Origin of the sequence: Halocalculus aciditolerans, assembly GCF_014647475.1 — an archaeon.
Classification (GTDB): Archaea; Halobacteriota; Halobacteria; order Halobacteriales; family Halobacteriaceae; genus Halocalculus; species Halocalculus aciditolerans.
The window spans coordinates 28,443-46,269 of sequence record NZ_BMPG01000006.1 but is presented as its reverse complement, the minus strand read 5'-3'; the positions used below and the strand labels follow the sequence as shown (position 1 = coordinate 46,269).

The 17,827-nt window shown below is 60.7% G+C and carries 20 protein-coding genes; 7 read left to right on the top strand and 13 right to left on the bottom strand.

Annotation, left to right across the window (positions count from 1 at the left end):
• Nucleotides 1-84: 84 nt before the first annotated feature.
• Both IEY26_RS15835 and IEY26_RS15830 read left to right on the top strand, forming a co-directional pair.
• Nucleotides 85-2,250, top strand: coding sequence for a type B DNA-directed DNA polymerase (locus tag IEY26_RS15835; RefSeq protein ID WP_188980664.1), 2,166 nt, complete (start codon nt 85-87; stop codon nt 2,248-2,250).
• A gap of 174 nt (nt 2,251-2,424) precedes the next feature.
• A complete protein-coding gene (locus IEY26_RS15830; RefSeq protein ID WP_188980662.1) occupies nt 2,425-3,693 on the top strand; it encodes an orc1/cdc6 family replication initiation protein in 1,269 nt (422 codons plus the stop codon).
• A gap of 560 nt (nt 3,694-4,253) precedes the next feature.
• Here IEY26_RS15830 and IEY26_RS15825 read toward each other — a convergent pair.
• Entirely contained in the window at nt 4,254-4,577 is a 324-nt protein-coding gene (locus IEY26_RS15825) for a hypothetical protein (RefSeq protein ID WP_157687622.1), read from the bottom strand.
• 138 nt (nt 4,578-4,715) lie between these two features.
• Between IEY26_RS15825 and IEY26_RS15820 the strand changes: the two genes are divergently transcribed.
• A complete protein-coding gene (locus IEY26_RS15820) occupies nt 4,716-5,645 on the top strand; it encodes a helix-turn-helix transcriptional regulator (protein WP_188980660.1) in 930 nt (309 codons plus the stop codon).
• Nucleotides 5,642-6,445 (top strand): DUF6036 family nucleotidyltransferase, encoded by an 804-nt coding sequence (locus IEY26_RS15815; protein WP_188980658.1) that lies wholly within the window; start codon nt 5,642-5,644, stop codon nt 6,443-6,445. The genes IEY26_RS15820 and IEY26_RS15815 overlap by 4 nt, the downstream gene beginning before the upstream one ends.
• Nucleotides 6,446-6,456: 11 nt before the next feature.
• Here IEY26_RS15815 and IEY26_RS15810 read toward each other — a convergent pair whose 3' ends face one another.
• On the bottom strand, nt 6,457-7,272 hold the full coding sequence (locus IEY26_RS15810) for a hypothetical protein (protein WP_188980656.1): 816 nt from the start codon (nt 7,270-7,272) through the stop codon (nt 6,457-6,459).
• 164 nt (nt 7,273-7,436) lie between these two features.
• On the opposite strand from IEY26_RS15810, the gene IEY26_RS15805 reads away from it, so the two are divergent.
• Nucleotides 7,437-8,195, top strand: a complete 759-nt coding sequence (locus IEY26_RS15805; RefSeq protein ID WP_188980654.1) for a potassium channel family protein — start codon at nt 7,437-7,439, stop codon at nt 8,193-8,195.
• A gap of 128 nt (nt 8,196-8,323) precedes the next feature.
• Here IEY26_RS15805 and IEY26_RS15800 read toward each other — a convergent pair whose 3' ends face one another.
• The 10 genes from IEY26_RS15800 to IEY26_RS15760 all read right to left on the bottom strand — a co-directional run bounded on the left by IEY26_RS15800 (nt 8,324) and on the right by IEY26_RS15760 (nt 15,006).
• Complete coding sequence (locus tag IEY26_RS15800; protein WP_188980652.1) at nt 8,324-9,250, bottom strand: ArdC-like ssDNA-binding domain-containing protein; 927 nt, start codon at nt 9,248-9,250, stop codon at nt 8,324-8,326.
• An 87-nt stretch (nt 9,251-9,337) separates the two neighbouring features.
• A complete protein-coding gene (locus IEY26_RS15795) occupies nt 9,338-9,685 on the bottom strand; it encodes a hypothetical protein (RefSeq protein WP_188980649.1) in 348 nt (115 codons plus the stop codon).
• A gap of 71 nt (nt 9,686-9,756) precedes the next feature.
• Nucleotides 9,757-10,758, bottom strand: a complete 1,002-nt coding sequence (locus IEY26_RS15790; protein WP_188980790.1) for a DUF6610 family protein — start codon at nt 10,756-10,758, stop codon at nt 9,757-9,759.
• Nucleotides 10,759-10,884: 126 nt separating this feature from the next.
• Nucleotides 10,885-11,106, bottom strand: a complete 222-nt coding sequence (locus IEY26_RS15785; protein ID WP_049983752.1) for a hypothetical protein — start codon at nt 11,104-11,106, stop codon at nt 10,885-10,887.
• Nucleotides 11,107-11,246: 140 nt separating this feature from the next.
• A complete protein-coding gene (locus IEY26_RS15780; protein ID WP_188980647.1) occupies nt 11,247-11,558 on the bottom strand; it encodes a hypothetical protein in 312 nt (103 codons plus the stop codon).
• A 97-nt stretch (nt 11,559-11,655) separates the two neighbouring features.
• Nucleotides 11,656-12,861: a hypothetical protein gene (locus IEY26_RS15775; protein ID WP_188980645.1), complete on the bottom strand. Its 1,206-nt coding sequence runs from the start codon at nt 12,859-12,861 to the stop codon at nt 11,656-11,658.
• Between the two features lie 126 nt (nt 12,862-12,987).
• Nucleotides 12,988-13,530 carry a hypothetical protein gene (locus IEY26_RS15770; protein WP_135830754.1) on the bottom strand — a complete coding sequence of 181 codons (543 nt, stop codon included), beginning with the start codon at nt 13,528-13,530 and terminating at the stop codon, nt 12,988-12,990.
• Nucleotides 13,527-14,072, bottom strand: coding sequence for a hypothetical protein (locus IEY26_RS15765; protein ID WP_229774172.1), 546 nt, complete (start codon nt 14,070-14,072; stop codon nt 13,527-13,529). Before IEY26_RS15765 ends, IEY26_RS15770 begins: the two co-directional genes overlap by 4 nt.
• Before the next feature lie 116 nt (nt 14,073-14,188).
• The gene (locus tag IEY26_RS17705) at nt 14,189-14,320 is read right to left on the bottom strand and encodes a hypothetical protein (protein ID WP_008458061.1); all 132 of its coding nucleotides are present in this window, start codon (nt 14,318-14,320) and stop codon (nt 14,189-14,191) included.
• On the bottom strand, nt 14,320-15,006 hold the full coding sequence (locus tag IEY26_RS15760) for a DUF6166 domain-containing protein (protein ID WP_135830755.1): 687 nt from the start codon (nt 15,004-15,006) through the stop codon (nt 14,320-14,322). Before IEY26_RS15760 ends, IEY26_RS17705 begins: the two co-directional genes overlap by 1 nt.
• Nucleotides 15,007-15,124: 118 nt before the next feature.
• Here IEY26_RS15760 and IEY26_RS15755 point away from each other — a divergent pair, with 118 nt between their 5' ends.
• On the top strand, nt 15,125-16,489 hold the full coding sequence (locus IEY26_RS15755) for a restriction endonuclease (protein WP_135830756.1): 1,365 nt from the start codon (nt 15,125-15,127) through the stop codon (nt 16,487-16,489).
• Nucleotides 16,490-16,502: 13 nt separating this feature from the next.
• Here the strand turns inward: IEY26_RS15755 and IEY26_RS15750 are convergent, their stop codons facing one another.
• Nucleotides 16,503-17,075 (bottom strand): hypothetical protein, encoded by a 573-nt coding sequence (locus tag IEY26_RS15750; protein ID WP_135830757.1) that lies wholly within the window; start codon nt 17,073-17,075, stop codon nt 16,503-16,505.
• Between the two features lie 140 nt (nt 17,076-17,215).
• On the opposite strand from IEY26_RS15750, the gene IEY26_RS15745 reads away from it, so the two are divergent.
• The gene (locus IEY26_RS15745) at nt 17,216-17,821 is read left to right on the top strand and encodes an RNA polymerase sigma factor (protein ID WP_229774170.1); all 606 of its coding nucleotides are present in this window, start codon (nt 17,216-17,218) and stop codon (nt 17,819-17,821) included.
• The last annotated feature ends 6 nt before the right edge of the window (nt 17,822-17,827 follow it).

The following is a 17,827-nucleotide window of genomic DNA, read 5'->3' as shown; positions in this document are numbered from 1 at the left end:
CTATTCGGTTGAGACTCGGAAACGACACGCCTCAGCTTATTAGACACGCAATCGTCCAGTTTGGTAGAGGCGAAAGAGCCACAAATGCCGTTCAGTATCGACTTTCTGGATGACGGCCGCGTCCTGGAGTGGGAGGCAACCACCGGCGGCGCCGTCGCGACCGAGCGCGATGACTACACTCCACGCTTCTACGTCGCCCCTCGCGACCCAGCGTCCGACCTCGACCTCACGACACTCCAGTCGGTGTACGACCAGCACCCAGACGTCGTCGCGACCGAGATGGTTGCGCGACGGCCGGGCTTTCGACGAGACGAGGAGGCCGTTCTCGCGGTCGACATCACCCACATCGACCGCGTCACCCCACTCGCTCGTCAAGCGCGCCAGCTGTCGGCCTATCCAGTCGGGGATCTCGCCTGTTTCAACGTCGACTTCTCGCGAGAGTTCCGATACTGTCTGGAGACCGGCGCCGATCCGACGCCGGCGAGCGAGCTGTCGACGCTCCGTCTCAGCGTCCCGGTGACCGAAACGAGCAACGACGTCTATGGGGAGTTGTCTGTCGCCGGCGACACCGTCACCGGCTCGCCGACGGATATCCTGACCGCCGTCCAAGGGGCACTCGAAGCGCACAATCCGGACGTCCTAGTCTGCTCAACCAGCGAGATCGTCCCGACCCTGTACGAGATGGCGACGGACGCCGGCGTCGACGATTTCTCGCTGAGTCGGTGGCCGGGCGTCGACTACCAGCAGCTCGCGAGTCGGTCGACGTACTCGAGCTACGGCCGCGTCGGTCACTCGCCGGCGCGGTACAACGTCCCCGGGCGGGCGATCATCGACGAGTCGAACACGTTCTTCTACGGGGAGACGAACCTCAACGGCGTCCTCGACCTCGTGTCGCGCTCGAACAAGCCAGTCCAAGAGCTCGCGTGGGCGTCGATCGGGAACGTCCTCACGGCGATCCAGATCTGCGAGGCCCACGACCGCGGCGTCCTCGTCCCGTGGAACTCCTGGCGCCACGAGTTCTACAAGCCGATGGGGACGCTCCACGATGCCGATCGCGGCGGGTTCATCTTCGCGCCCGAGGTCGGCTTCCACGAGAATGTCCACGAACTCGACTTCTCCTCGTTGTACCCGAACATCATCTGTACCAGAAACGTCTCACCGGACGTCATCCGGTGTGACTGCCACGGCGACCGCGACGACGTCCCCGGCCTCGGATACTCGATCTGCGACGACCGGGGCTACCTCGCCGACGTGCTGCAGCCGATCATCGACGCGCGCGACGAGATCAAGGCGGCCATCCGTCGCGAGAAGGAACGGGACGACCCCGACGAGGACCGGCTGGCGGAGCTCGAGGGACGGTCGGGAGCGCTGAAGTGGATTCTCGTCGCCTGCTTCGGCTATCAGGGATTCAGCAACGCGAAGTTCGGCCGCATCGAGTGCCACGAGGCAATCAACGCGTTCGCTCGCGAGATTCTGTTGACGGCGAAACAGCGACTGGAAGCTGGCGGCTGGCGCGTCGTCCACGGCATCGTTGACTCCATCTGGGTGACTCCGGACCCCGACGTCAACGACGATGACCGCGAGGACCTCCAGACGCTCGCGACGGAGATCACGGAACGCGTCGAGATTCGGCTCGAACACGAAGCCCACTACGACTGGGTGGCGTTCGTCCCGCAGCGCGAGAGCGACGCCGGCGCGCTAACGAAGTACTTCGGGAAGGTCGCCGGCGACGACGACTTCAAGATCAGGGGCATCGAAGCCCGACAGCGTTCCACTCCGCCGTTCATCGAGAACGTCCAGCGGGACTGTCTTGACCGGCTCGATGCCACGCGGTCACCGGACGCGGTGCTCGGACGGCTCGAACGAGCAATCGACGAACTGCAGGCGGGCAACGTGGCAGTGGAGCGGCTCGTCGAACGGAACCGTGTCTCGAAGCCCCTGGAGGGGTACTCACAGAATACCCAGAACGTGGCCGCCTTGAAGCGAGCCCGCGAGCAGGACCTGGCAGTCCACCCGGGCCAAGATATCGAGTACGTGGTCGTCGACGACGAGAAATCCTCGCGAGACCGGGTCGCCCTCGCCCACGAGGAGATCGAGACCTACGACGCCTCGTACTACGAGACGCAGCTGGTTCGAGCGATTGAGAGCGTGCTGTTGCCGCTGGGGTGGGATCGTACAGATATTCGACGGAGACTCGCGGAGACACGAGAGGTGGAGCTGACGGAGTTTACAGCAGCCCGGAACGGATGAGTAGTCTCAAATCTCTTCTGAGGTGAGCAAAATCACAAGTGGGCGACGAGGTCGATCCCACTCACACTCTGGGGGGTCCTGCTCTCTGGAACACCCCCCGGAGTGTGAATGGAGACAAATCAATCACACCGAGGGTGGACAACCTATATGTGAATGGGGTGAATTGGTCCGCTCATGCCAAACAACAATTCCACACAAACCACCGTCGACGAGATATTAAATGTCGACGAGGGCGATAGCGAAGATGAATCGGATATTTTTGAGAAACCGTGGTTGCTCAAGATCGATAACGTTCCTGACGCCAATCGAATTGTCGGACGAGACGACCATATCACGTTCTTGGCCAAGAATCTCCGAAAGATGCGGACAAATAGCGTCCCGGATAACGTCCTGGAGTGGGGAGAAACCGGGACGGGGAAGACACTAGTTGCAAGACACGTCTGCGAGCGGCTTGAAGCAGCAACTGCAGGAACGGACTCCCCGATCGTTACCGCCTACATTAACCCGGACCCCATCTCTACGTATACCTCCACCTTCCGAAAGATTGCAGAGCAGGTGAACGCGAAAGCAGAGAACCCGCTTGATGTCCCCTATCAAGGCCTCTCAGCCGAGCATTATCGGGATCAGAAATTGTGGCCCGTTGTTCAGAGGGAGTTCTCTGGCGGCCTCGTCGTCATCATTGATGAAATCGACAAGCACGGAGAAGTCAACGAGGTCCTCTACACGCTATCACGGACACAATCAAAAGACGACGTTGACTTCCCAGTCGTTACAATCGGGATTTCGAACGACATCGAATTCAAAGGCGAAATTGAGTCACGGGTACAATCGACTCTCCAGCCAGAACACCGAACGTTCACACCGTACGAAGAAGACCAGCTCATTGCAATCCTCGAAAATCGACGGGACGCATTTTACGACGGTGTCCTCGATGACGAGGTGATTCCAACCACGGCTGAACTCGCAGCTGAAGAACACGGTGACGCTCGACGGGCAGTCCGATTGTTCCGGAATGCGGGCGAGATCGCCGACGAAGAAGGCGACGATATCGTGACCGCGAATCACGTGCTCGAAGCTGACGAACTCGTCGAAGTTGAACTCTTTATGGAGATGGTGAAAGGGACTCCGTTGTCCGGGAAATTACTCCTGTTTGCTCTCACGCGTCTTGACCGGAATAACCCGGAGAAAGAATGGTTCCGGACGTCAGAGATTCACGAGGTTTACCAAACAGTAGCACGGGACGTCGAAGTAGAGCCCAAGGGGTACAATCGTGCGCTTGAGCTTCTGAACAAGCACGTGACGACAGGAGTTCTCGAATCGAAAAAGAAGGAAGGCGGAGATCAGGGGAAGTTCAGGTCGTATTCGCTCCAAGGAGACGTTGAGAGTACGCGAACTGGACTGATCAACTCAACGCCGGAACTCCAGACGTTGATGGGATGGTGACACCCCCACCCCTCGGTGTGAATGGTCCCCCATAGGATACGACGGTTGTAGAGATAGAGCGCGAGTCGAGGAGGTAGTCTCGTTCGTCTGAAGAACCTAGTACGGCCCGAAGAGCGGCTTACACGTTCTGCCACGGTAGCTGACCCGAACCGCTACTGCACCGCACCGCAGCTGTAGTTATCTTTATTATACTACAGTCTAAACAGCTCTCCGAGTGGATGTATTCTAAAAGGCGAGGCCTTGTGCCGAAGCCGAAGGTTCGCCACTGAGGCGAGAACCCTCCCTACGGCGTGAGGACTTCAGCTGTTAATGCCTTCTTAATCGCGGTACCCTGGGTGGTGGACCATTCACACTGAGGGGTGTGGGGGTAAACGAGGCGTAATCTATCCGCGTGTTGCTCTGTCTTCTCTCGGCGTGAAGTCTCGTTAGAGATCGGCGGTTGGTAGCCCATTCACACCGAGGGGTGTCGGGTAAACCGATCCCATTCACACTCTGGGGGGTGTCATCTGCTACGCTACGAATCACGTTGAAACGAACATCAGGCTACAGTTCCATCTCGTCTACTCGTCGGGATTCACCGGCCCTTTGTACTTCGACGTCACCGAATCGCCTTCCCGCCACTGCCAGTAGTAGTAGCGGTTGTCGTTGATCTCCTTGATCGTGATCGTCGCCTTCGCCGGCACGTCGTCTGGGAGGTCATCGGGGCGCTCCTCGACCTCTTCTTGATCTGCCGACTCCTCGAGACGGGCCTCTCGTTCCTTGTGCTCGGCGAGCGCCTCAGCGTACGTCGCAACGTCTCGGAGCTGCTCCGGGCTCGACTCGTTGAGCGTGTTGACGATCTCCGTCGGGAGGTTCGCCGGTGGGGTCGGGGGTTCGTAGGACATCGGCTACTCTCGTGTTAACCAACACGGCCCATGAACCCATAGTTTTGTTGGTTAAGACGATAGAGACGGCTCTCGTGCCTGCTGATTGTAACACTACTCGAAACTTCTTTATATACAAGTTTCGTACTATGTTACACCGTGCTCCGGCGCATCGAACTCGAGGTCCTCGCCATGGTCGACCGCGGCGACACGATCTCCGAGCTCGCGACGAAGCTCGACCACAGCGAGAGCTACCTCTCTCGTGCCGTCGCCGACCTCGTTGAGAAGGGGCTGGTCTACACGGAACGCGACGGCCGGCGAAAACGAGTTATTCCGTCGGATGCTCGCGCCGTCGAACTCTACCGGGACCTCGTCCGCCAGCACTCCCACATCGATTTCCCCGAACTGCTGACGGGCAAGGCACTCGAAGTGCTGTACTACCTCGACCAGCCGCGAACCGTCTCTGAGATCGCCGACCGGAGCGACAACTACCGCAACACGGTCAACCGGGTCCTCAAGCGGTTTCGCGACCGTGGTCTCGTCGGGACGGCCGACGGCCGCTACGAGTTCAACGGCGACTTCGACCGCCTCCACGAGTTCGCCCGTGAGCTCGCACACCATCTGCATCGTCAACGCCTCGAAGCCGTCGCCACGAAGGGGACGATTCTCTGGGAGGACTACGACGAATTCCTCGCGCAGGCCGAGACGGAGATCGATGCGGAGGAGTTCCACGAAACCGGCCTCGCTCGGTTCGCAGCCTTTGACCTCCAGTTCCTGCTCACGGGCCATCGCTACTACGTCTATTCCGAGGACCTCGACGCAGTCTCGCCGGCGGAGCTCTGCTGTCACATGCTGCTGATCGACGACGGCAGCCGCCACCGCTCGTACTGTCTCCTCCTGCTCAGCCACGTCGACGTCGACGAGGCGGACCTCCGAGAGCAGGCGGCGAAGTATGCCCTCGAAGACGAAATCGACGCCTTGCTCCGCTACCTCGAGACGCACGGCGAGGTCGACGACGACGACCGGCTCCCGGAGTGGGGCGAGTTCCAGGAGCTGGCGGCTGACTACGAGGTGCCACTACCACAATGAGACCAACATTCGGACGCGAGTACATCGAGAACGAATTCCAGCGGATCGGGGACGGGCTATCTGAACCGCTCACGGTCTACCTGATTGGTGGTGGCGCGATGTCGCTGCGCGACCTCAAGGGGGCGACGAAAGACATCGACCTGGTCGTCCCGGATGGCGACGCATACGGTCAGCTGTGGGCCGTCCTGATGGATCTCGGGTATGCGGAGGTCCAGTCGCTGGATCCAGATTATCGGGCGCTTGGCGCGACGAGCTGCGTCGAGAACGACGACGGGTGTCGCCTCGACATCTTCAACCAGCAGGTCGCGAACAAGCTCGTGCTCACCGACGGGATGCAAGAGCGCAGCGAGCCGTTCCTCAACACGGATCGACTGACGGTTCGGTTGGTCAGTAACGAGGATATCTTCCTGTTCAAAGCGATCGCAGGCCGCGACGACGACATCGAGGACATGAATATGCTCGTGCAGGCCGGCCTCGATTACGACGTCGTCCGGGATGAACTCGAAGCCCAGATCGAACGCCTGGGGGACGATCAGTTCGCCACGTTCGCGAACGAGGCGCTGGTCGAACTCGAGGAGCGGTACGGAGTGACCACACCGATCGAGGCCCGCGTCCAGGAGCTCACGAACAGGTACTACCGGGGGCTCGAAGTCCTCCAAGCACTCGACGAGCCGATGACCGTCGACGAACTGGCCGCCGAACTGGAGCTGGACACCGACGAGGTTCACGACCGGCTCGCGTATCTCTCAACGTTCGACCGGGTCCGTCGGGATGGCGACACAGTCCGTCCCGTGGAGTAGTCTGGTCACGACTAAGGGGAGGGAAGGCGGCCGTCTGGGCGGGGCACGCGACCCCGTTTGATCTCGTGATCGACGCGACGCAGGTGTTTGCAGCCGCCCTCGGGTGAGCGCTGCTGCCAGTCGGGACAGGTACACGACTCGTCGATGACGTCGACCTCGTACCTGTTGCCGGACGCGGACTGCACCTCGTAGCGGCCCCCCTTCGAGAGGAGTGAGACGTCCATCGCTTCGGCGACGGCACGCCTCGTGCGCGGCTCGAGATCGTCCTGTGACTCTGCGTTCTCGTCGACGACCAGTCGGTCGCGAACGTCGCCCGTTCGGCCACCGTCGGGAGCGACGGCTTCCGCAGGGCCACTGAGCCGCTCGTGGAACACTTCCTCCACCGGATGGCCCTCCGGCCACAGGTAGTGGACCTCGCGGCGCTCGCGATGGTCGTAGGAGCCGCACGCGGCTGCGCTCCCGGTCCACACTCGCCAGGCCCCGAGCGCGGCCATCACGTCGACGATATCGCGGGGAACCGTCTGGTGGTCGTCCGGGAAGAACACCCGGAAGCGGGTACACGCCTCCTGCGGCGGGACGGTCTCCCACCAGTCTTCGCTGGAGCCCCAGCTGTTGAACATCGCCTCGTCGCTCCCGTAGCCGACGGTCACGCCGTCGATCGGCGTCCAGTCTGCTGGGAGGTGGTCCGCCTCGCCTTCGAGTACCCGAAGAACGGCGTATCGGAGGTACTCGTGGGCTTGGTTGTCTGTCGTACGAGCGACCTGGTCGTGCTGCTCGGCAACGTGCTCGGATTCCTCGAGGACCGTCGTGAGATAGGGTTCAGTCATTATTCGACGGAGGTCAGAACGCGCCTCCGCCCCTCCGCGGGCGCAGAAAAAATTCCGTGTAGCTGATGGACTGGTTTTCACTCAGAATGACTGCTTATAGGCACGAAGGGTGTAGTGTTCGCGTAGGCGGTGCTATTTACAGATATGGGAACGCTCCACTAGGTATGGCTGCCACGTACTCAATACTGTCACTACTGATCATCTTCGCACTGTCGTTGTTGATTGTGCGTACCGGCTCGATTGCGCTGGAAATGACGGGCCTTTCACCAGATGTGGCCTCCTTCCAGGCCACGTCGGCGTTCTCTGGAGCCGGATATACGACCGAAGAGGCAGAACAGGCTATCACCACCGTCGGCCGCCGCAAAACCGTGAAGGCGCTCATTCGGCTCGGCAGTATTGGGCTCCTCGGTGCAATTTCGTCACTTATCCTTTCGTTCACGCGAACTGGTGGCGACGACCTGTTGAACTTACTGTACATTCTCGGTGGCGCCGGTGTGATCATTCTGTTCGCACGGAGTCGGTGGTTCAACCGCCTCGTGACGCCACTTATTGAGTGGGCGCTGAGTGAGACGACAGAGTTGGAGATCTCGGATTATGCCCAGTTACTCGGATTGCAACGTGAATATCGTGTGGCGGAGGTGGAAATCAGCGAGGGGGATTGGCTGGCAGGGGGGTCGATTTCGGAGCTGGATTTACCACGCGAAGGGGTGTTGATACTCGGCATCCGTCGTGATGATTCATATATTGGTGCCCCACAACCAGATACGGAGACAAAACCGGACGACACGCTCGTCCTCTATGGGAAACAAGACCGTCTCAAAGAATTGTCAGACCGCCTCAGTGGTGATGCAGAGGCTCGGGAAGGTGCTGTTGAAGACCACGAGGAAACGCTCGAAGAGCAAAAACAGCTCATTGAACAATAACAGGAACTGGTCTCCGAATTTGACCTCCTGATTAGGACGTAGAATTGACTGAAAGAATGGCGACATCACATTAACCAACAATACAAAACTACGCATCCCTCCGTTGGTTAATCGAATGGGCGAGAGAATTATTCCTCGAGAACGTCGATGAGTTCTTCTGCCGTTCGACTAATCCGGCCGAGGCGCTCGCTAACGACCTCGGGATCGTCCGACTCCCACGCAGCGAGGTAGAACGCTGACCCGCTAGTGTCGAGCCCGCAGTAGCGACCGACAACGTACGCGACGGCTTCAGCCTCGACCTCGCGTTTTGCCCGTTCGGTGTCGTCGTCGACGTCGAAGTGGAGCAGGGCGTGGGCGTACTCGTGAATCAGCGTTCGCGCGAGGTCGGCCTCGTTCGCCCGATCACGCACCTCGACGAGCGGTTGGACCTCGACGAGGCTCAGCTGCTCACAGATACCCTTCGCCTCGCCGTGGGTCCAGTCTTCGTCGGGAACGATCCGCACCGTCACGCCGAGCTCATCAGCGGCGCCAGTCAACTGTTCGACGAGGTCGCCGGCGTCCCCAGTCGCTTCTGTGTCTAGGTCGGGAAGCGGTTCGCCCTCGGTCTGGGAGACGTCGAACACCGGCGCGGGCTTGAACCCGACCAGCCCCTCGGACCACTCCTCGGGCGGCGTCTCGTCGTACTCACAGTCGCTTTCCTCGTGGTAGCTCGGCGAATTCTCGCACTCCGGGCACTGCTTGGTGATGATCGGCGCCCAGATCCAGATGGCCGACTCACCCTCCTTGACGTGGCGGTCGAACTCCTCCTGCCACGTCCGGTAGCCCGCCACCCGGCTCGCCTCGGGACACTGCCGCTTGATGAGGAGCGTGTTCCGATACGAGTAGTCGTGGAAACGACTCTGGACGTCCAGCCACTCCTGGAACTCCGCGCTGGCCTGCGCGTCGTCGACGCCGGCGACGAGGTCGTCGATCCACTGTTCGATCGTACTGTTCATCTCGTCTGATCGCGTGTCGGTCTGGTCGAAGGAGACCGACGAGTCTCTGGTCGTAGACATCGTGATCACCGAATCAAGTTCACGGCAACTGCGTCTGCTCAGACCGCGCCGCACCCCTCAGGGGCGTTCAAAAAACCGCTCTGTCGGTCAGCGGAGCTCGTGGCGTTCGTCTGCAAAGCCGACCGTGACGAGGTACTCGAGGAACTCGTCGAACCGTTCGACGTTACTGGGGGTGTCGGTCGCAAGGTGACGTGCCCACTCGATGGCCCATTTGAAGGCGGGATCCGTGCCGCCCTTGCCGTGAATGTACCACCACCGGGCCGCCTTGAGAACCACTATGGGATTCGTCGGCGGCTGCTCACCGGCGAGCCCACGGGTGATGGATTCGATTTCGTCGGGCACGTCGGCGGAATCGACCTCCGCTGATTGCGTGTTGTTGATATCGACCGGGATCTCGTCGATCGAGACGTTGTCGGGACTCTGTTGTTGACTCACTGGAAGTCACCTCTGAGAGCTTTCGAAGGAGCCCTCGCCCTCTCGGGGGGCACGAAAAACCGGTCGCGAAATCACGCCGACGGGAGGTAGACGCTCTGCTCGCCGACGATTTCCTCCAGGTTGTTCCGGTGACGGTGGTTGAAGTAGCACTCGTAGCTGCAGTATCCACAGATTGCGCCGGTATCGTATTCGGCCACGTACGGGCCGCGGCGAGTTCGCCAGACGTTCGTCCCGCACTCGGTACAGGCAGCGTCCTCGAGATCGGCAGGACTCGGACCCTCGTACTCGACGTCGAGCCCCTCGTTTTGCGGTGTCGTTTCGGGCCAGATTCCGTGGGCCCTCCAAAACTCACGGACGCGAGCGAGGCTGTGGCGCACCGTCTTTCGCACGGTGACGTGGTCGGCGTCGCGACCGCTGTCGTCCCAGCCGTCGGCCGTCCAGAACTCACCGAACTGCGCGCCGCGATGCAGCCCGTTCCAGTCGACGCCGACGATGTCGGCTGGTGGCTCGTCCGTGAGTGTCGGTCTGGTCAGCTGTCGAATGGCATCGAGCTGCTTGGGCGGACTCCCGCCGAGGATGTGGACGCGCCGCCCTCTCCAATCGGCTGGGTCGGAGAACTCGTGGGCCAGGCGGTCGGCGTATCCCCGTGAATACCCGAGGACGAGGGTCTCGGGTATCGCGTCGATCACGGCCCGCGACTTCGGAACGACGATGAGCTCGGCCTCGGGATAGCTCGCTTGGATCTCACGAGCAGCAGCGACGTGGGCGTCGACGTCGTCGATTTCGTCGACGTCCCCGATGACCCCGACCTCTGGTTCGTACTCGAAGAAGCGGTCGACGAATCTATCCAGATCGGGATTCCGGAAATCGTTGTCGAGCATCCCGACGGGGAGGCTGAGGTTCTGATACTGCGTCTCTTGGTACCCACAGTCCTCGCGAAAGCCGGGAAGGAAGCCGAGTTCGACAGCGTCGACGACGAACGGCGCTCGATGCAGAAACGCCACATAGTCTGCTTGTCTGGCGGCGGCGATTTCACGGGCGGTGCTGGCGCTGGAGCTCAGCTCGAGGGACATGATTAGGCTCGCGAGGCCGCTGCTGGCTGCCCCACACCCTCTCAGGGGCCCCGAAAAACCGAGGCACAGCCGATTAACCAACAATATTGAGGAACTCACGCGGAGGGTGTTGGTTAAGAATAGAGCCTACTCTTCGTTCTCACGCAGCTCTTCAGCCTTCCACTTGAGCCGGCGCAGAATCTGCGTTCGGTTCTGGTGGGCGTTCTCGTAGGCAACACACTCCTGGAGAGTTTCCATATCCGGAATCGTCGCGATCCCTGCCTTGATCAGGCGCGTGTTCGGTGCTTCAAGCCGCTTTTCAGGCGGAAATTCGTCTGACGCCTCTGAGTCATCTGTAGAAGTACCCATAACGGATGCCTCCACCTATCGAGGGCACGAGCAACAGCAGAGAATTGAAGCAGTAGATCTTGGGAAGGTGTAGCCTCTGCGGTTGGGACCCTCAAAATAGAGGCCCGCCACGACAGGATTCGTGCTGTCTCGAAGCCCAGTCAGACTTCCGAGGATTCGAGCAAAACGAGGTTCTGAACAGGGTACGGGTTATTCTCGCCGGCGAACTCGTCCTCAGGGACGTAATGCCAGAGGTGGCCGTTTACCTGGTAGAGAAACGACTCGCCGCCTTCTGCTTCAACTCGTACCCGCTTCCCGACATTATCGTCTTCTTCCCAGCCGATCACGGTCAACGGCTCGACGGGCCATTCAAAGAATTTGACCGAGTCACCACCCTCCAACTCTTCAAAAGTCTCTATATCCCCCTGCTGTGGCTCTCGCGCGTCGAGAGTCGGATTATGCTCAATAGACATGGTCTCTGGGTACGCCCCTACTCACTTAATACTGTCAGCAGTGGATTCCAGCCCCTAGAACGGAAGCACGCCTGGCGAATTTTCTCTCCGACTGCTCTTAGCCCATCGCCTCTTGGAACCGCTCACGCAGCGCGTCCTCGCGTTCTTCGAACTGTTCGACTTTCTCCTGCAGGTCGTCGCTGACGCGCTCGATGCTCGCCAGCGCTCGTTCGCCGGCCAGCGAGGCCTGTGACCCGTCGTCACCGTCCGCCTCTAGCTGCTGCTCGTACGCCTGCTCGACGCGCTCAATCGTGCCTTCCGGATTGAACAGGATGTCGTTGGCAATGCGGACGTACTGATCGAGAGACGCCCCTTCTTTCCCCTGGAAGAAGTGGGTGAGCGCGTACGTCGCACCGGAATGCAGCGTCCACATATCGATCTCGAAGGGGGACACCGCATTGGCTTCTGCATCGCCAGCGGCACGCTCGGCCAGGTAGTCCGGGAACCCCAACAGGGTGTAGAACTCCGTGACGGTGAACGGGAGCTCCGAGAAGTCGAGGTCGATATCCTGGGCGTCCCGGATGAACTCGAAGAGGTCGTCCGCGACGAGTTCGACCTGTGCGAGGAGCTCCTCCCACCAGGTGCGGAAGTTCCGCACGTCGCCGACGTGCTTGATAACCTCCTTGTCGGTGAGCGAGCGCATCGTGTTCGAGCAGTAGCCGTCCTGGGCGAACCCCTCCACGTAGACGGCGTGCTCGCCGAAGAAGTCGTAGCCAGACGTGACGCCCATCGTGATTGGGTCCGACCGGCCAGGAAGGCGCACCTCGAGGCCGTCGAACATGATGTCCATGTGGACCTCGCCGCCGCCCCGGTAGCGCCGAATCTCGCCGAACATCACCTCACCCAGCGGCGTCCCGTCGATGGTCTCCTCGCGGAGGACCTCCTCCAGCGGCCCGTAGACGTCGACCGGGTTGATGATCGAGTAGCTGTCCGTGGGAACGTGGAACAACGGGTCCGTCTCCGCGTCATCATCTCGGGCCTGCTCCTGGGCTCGACTCGGCTCGACGAGCGCGTTGAACCGCTCCGTCTCGACCCACTCGTCGGTGTACGGATTCTGGTACGCCACGGTCGTCTCGACGGCCTGCGGAAGATCGCGAATCGCCTCGGCGAAGGTCACAGGGTCTGCATCCCCGTGTTGCTCTCGGTACCACTCTGGTAGTTCGGTGTCGGTACGCCCATCGACGCCAGCGAAGATGGTTCTGGACTCTGGATCTTTCATCTCAGTCACCTCACTTGAGGAATCCTCGTCGACGTGCGACTGCATCGTCTCGCGCCCTGCGCCCCTCTCCCGGGCGCAAAAACAACACCACGTTAACCAACGCCCGTCTCTGAATGGCGGGGAGTGTTGGTTAATCCAGATCCAGTCCGCGGCTCGGATCAGATGTCGGAACTACTCAGATTCGTCTCTCCGTACCCGGACCTGCTCAGGATTTGGAACCCAGGGGTGTGCTTCCCAGCAATGCCGAGCGTGACTATGCGGTGAGTCGAACTCTCTACTACAGGATCCACACTCGTAGGTGGCATCGGGCCAAGGCTCGCTGACGAACATCGCTGTCACCGTCGTCGCCACCGGCTCGGGGGCCTCGCTCCGCGTAACGTACCTGTAGCCGAGAACCGTTCGTTGCCCCATCGCTGTTCGGGCGATCTCGGTTGGCTTGTCCTCGGGGAGATACACCCAGCGAACGAAGTCATCGACCGATTTCTTGGCTGAGGGCTGGAGGATGAACCATCGCTCGTGGTCATCTCGGAACAGGTAGCGTTCGGTCCCCCTGTTTTGGAGGTATAATGGGTCACCCCTGCCGGGGACGAGCTGCAGTCCGAGCGACGGCGATACCGGCTTCAACAGCTGGTCGACGACCGATGGGCCGTCATCTGTCTGGCTGTCCGAATCTGGCTCCGCTACGAATTCATCGAGACTGGCATTCGTGGTCACGGGGACCACCTCCCGAGTGAGGCCTGTTCCCGGTCGGACTCAGCTGGGACCTCGCAGAGAAACCGCCACTTCGGCTGCTCTCGGATCTGCTTATCGGGGCGATTTCCCGCTTGGCCGGGGTCCGTTTTACCGGCACAGTGCCAGCCCTTGTCTCTGAGCGCTTTGATCATCGAGCCGTCGAAGTCGGCTCGCACGAACGTCAGCAGGAGCCGAACGCCTCGTCGCCGACCGTGCCGACGCACGAATCGTTCCATCGACCGGGCGAGGGCGGCAGAGGCGAGATTGGGGAAGTCGACGCCGATGCAAATCCGTGCTGCCTCGACGATTTCGTCACCCTCGAATCGCGTCCCGTCGTACTCCAGCGAGCGAATCAGCGGATAGCGCCACGTAATCGCACCTAGTAGCTGGTCCTGGTAACAGAGTCCGTGATGGACGAGATTCGTCCGGGGGATATCGTCCATATAGGAGTGATGCGCTTCGTAGATCGCGCCGGCGACGTGGCGCGGGATCGATTCGATATGGACGCGCTCTGCGAACCCCAAACCGAGCGGCGCCGTGACCGGCTGGCCTTCCCGATGGATGGGACACGAACACCCATCGGGGGTAGGCGTATACTGGAATCCGGTACTCCGTATTTGGTCTAGAGAGTGAGTTTCGGTCACGAGTCGGTGTCGTCGGTGCGCTCCTGTCGGTCGTTGTATCGCTCCAGTTCGCGCCCGATTTTCTCGAGCGCCTCGACACCTCGTTCGAGGAGCTGGTGGGTGGCTCGCGCCAGTCGAAGCGTCTCCATCAGTGCTCCCCCTCCGGGGGTTCGATGAGGTCGTTGCTCTCTTCGGCGAGTTCTTGGATTACCTGTTCCACGTCAGCCCCCTCGACAACTGTCCGATGTGCGAGCGGGGCAGGATATGCCCGGTCACCCTGGCTGCAGAGCACGACCAGCCACTCGTCGCTTCCATCCCCGATCACGATGTAGTGGTCGCGATCAGCGCGCTGGAACACTCTTCGATCAGGGCGAGAGACGGCTCGCCAGTTCTCGGGAAGCGTCGGTGACGGCCGTCCGCCGTCGGCGAGGGCGACGACGTCGTCGGTAAGGGTCGCCATCGCGGCGTCGATCTCCTCGCCGGGGAGGTGCCAGCACGCCGCGGCACCGTCGCACTCCAGCTGCGAAACCACCTGATTCCGGAACGCGATGTAGTGCTCACGGGCGAACTGCTCATCGTCGTAGTAGTCGAGGAGGAGCGCGCACGCGAGCTGGGCGGGCCCGCTACCACTATACCCCCACTCGAACCCGCTTGGACTGTGGTTGACGAGGTCCAGACTGCGCTCGAGAGAGAGTCGCCGATGCTCCGAGAGGTTCAGGACGACGGCTTGGCCGTCGACGCGGAAGCCGACGTATTCGACTGCGTCTCGGTGAGACTGTGCGGGCGATGCTACTGGAACCGATTCCGAACTGGCCATAGGTACATTCCCGTTCATTCGTTGCTCGCGGGCGGTTCGGTGACCCCCGCACCCCTCTCAGGGGTTCAACAAACAGGATGGCGTAGCGTTCGGCAACGTATTTGGCAGTTGCAACGTACTGTCCACATAATTGAGGATGGCTGTACTGGACGATCTCTCGGGGTTCGAGTTCGAGGACGTGATGGAGGACGTGTTCCGAAACCTCGGCTACGAGAACGTCCGCCAGGCCGACCGCACGGCTGACGAGGGTCGCGACGTCATCATGGAGGAGGTCGTCGACGGCACGCGGCGTGCGATCATCGTCGAGTGCAAGCACACGGGGACGGTCGGACGGCCGGTCGTCCAGAAGCTCCATTCCGCCATCGCGACCTTCGACTTCGACGGCCCGAAACGCGGGATGGTCGTCACGACCGGCCGGTTCACGAACCCTGCTCAGGAGTACGCAAACCGACTCCAGCAAAACGACGACCCCCATCCAATCGAGCTGCTCGACGGCGAGGACCTCCGGGAGATCGCCGACGAGATCGGCCTCGACCTCTACAACGGGCGCATCGAGATCCTCTGCGACGAGACGCTCCGCCCGTACGACCCGGCCGTCGACGTCGACGCGGCCGTCGCGGAGGCGTTCCGCGACGTCGAGAACATTGAGGCCGCCGACCTCCCAGAAACGCATTCGTCGGTGACTTTCCGCCCGGTGGTCGCGGTCACCGCGGACACGAACGCCGTCTTCGAGACGTCGGTGGGCGTCATCCACCGGATCAACGACCGGACGCGATTCGTAGCCCACGCCGAGCGCGGACAGCCACAGGTCGTCGACGAAGACGTCGCGACGCTGGTCACCGAGAACTTCCACGCGACGGTCGACCTCGACACCGAGCAGTTCGGCGAGGTGTTCGACGACGTCGAGGAGCGGCGGTTCGGGCAGACCCAGACGGAGTACAAGGAGTGGGCCGTCGAGCGGCTCCAGCAGCACCACACAACGACGGTGACCTACACGGGCGACAACAACGTCACGTACAACAAGACCTGCGAGCCGAACCGCTCGGACATCTCCGTCCAGTCGATTGAGCCGGTGTACCTCCCCGAGGTTCGACAGACGACCGAGCTCCAGGAGTACACCTACCCCTACGAGTACTACGCGGCAGGCCCGTCACGAGTAACCGCCGAGGACGGCATCCATCAGTGCGTCCACTGTGACACGAGCGGCGTCGACGAGACGTACACCTACTGTCCGAACTGCGGGGCAATCGCCTGCTCCAGCCACATCAAAACGGAGCGGCTGGAAGGCGAGCCGATCTGTACGGGCTGTGCGGTGACGGAACGGTTCGCGCTGAAGACGAAGTACTTCTACGACGAGGAGAATCTCGAGGCGTTCCGCGAGGAGTACGCCGATATGCCGCTTCACGAGAAGGCGATGGAGAACAAGTGGCTAGCCGGGGGAAGCGTTGTCGCGACGGTGCTGCTTGTCGTCGGACTACTCGTCATCGGCGGCATCATCTGAGCAGGCTAAGTGTTCACGCTGGCTCAGCGACCAGCTCTTCGAGCGCGTGCTCAAGCGGGCCGTGGAACTGCCAGCTGGCCCGCTCGAAGGCGTCCTCGGTCGGACCATCCCACCGGGGGAACGCGGAATGACCACTCACCTTGACCGTCCACTCGGACGGCTCCTCGAATGGGTTCCGGGTCGGGAGTTCAACGACGTAGAGGTACTCCTCGTCGCCGTGGATGCCGACAGCCGGGTTCTCGACACCGTGTCCCAGCAGGAACATCGGCTGGTCGAGGTGCTCCATATTGTCCGGCTCGAGGAGATCCGCTGGCTGTGTTGCGTCGATTGTTCGATCTGCGTCACCATCCAGATACAGGTCGACTGTCGAGAGCTTGTCGAGGAACACGAACGACGCTGCCGTGTAACCCGGTCCTCGCTCGGCACGGGTCGCGTCGAGAAGTTCCTTCAACTGCGCAAGATCGCGAAGCACGCTCTCCGGGTAGCCGTCCGAATGTCGGTACACTTGCGCGACGCGGTCGTTATCGGTTGGTTCGCCGTCCTGGTCCACTCGTTCGACGAATCTGAGTTGACTCCGTGTCGACATCGATCATCGCCGGCACGTGTGCGCCGGCACCCATCACCGGCGCAACAATAGACTCTGTATGTCCACGATCTGTAGCACCTCGCCTTCTGCACCACCCCAAAATATAAATACTTTGTTTGATTACCCTATCAGTAATCACTATGTCCGACAGTGCAGACCAAGACACGATTACTGACCGAGATTTAGCCGTTCTTCTCCGTGATGGTCACCCCGGACTTGATGCCAATCTCTCCCGTATGGCACTCGAACAGGTTGTTAGTAACTGGGAGAACAATCCTGAGAAAGAGAAAAAGCTGGAATTCCTTCGTGAATCACCGATGGGGATTGATTTTGTAATCCCCGATATACACTGGGATGCGGAGGAAGAGGAATTCTATGTCGGAACAAACCGTGGGCCTGGGGTCCTCGGCGAAGTTGCCTCTGGGGGTGGATTTCACGTCGCAGCTGAATTCTCCCGTGAATATGTGGAGGCGTATCGGGAACAGTATCAGGAACTGCTGGATAACTCCACCCTCACGAAAAAGCAGTTTTTGACCTACGTGATGCGTGAAGCAAATAAGAACGAGTACGTAATCGCCGATGCGCTTGACGTGAAGACCGGGACTGTACGTAGTCACGCTGGTCGAGCCCGTGAAAAAGTACAAAAAGCGCAAGCGACAGCCCGAATCCCTGAGCTATTCGAGTTTGAGGGGTACGACGAATTGCAGGAAAACATGGAATCACTGCTTGAACCGAAAACGGCCTAACTGGTG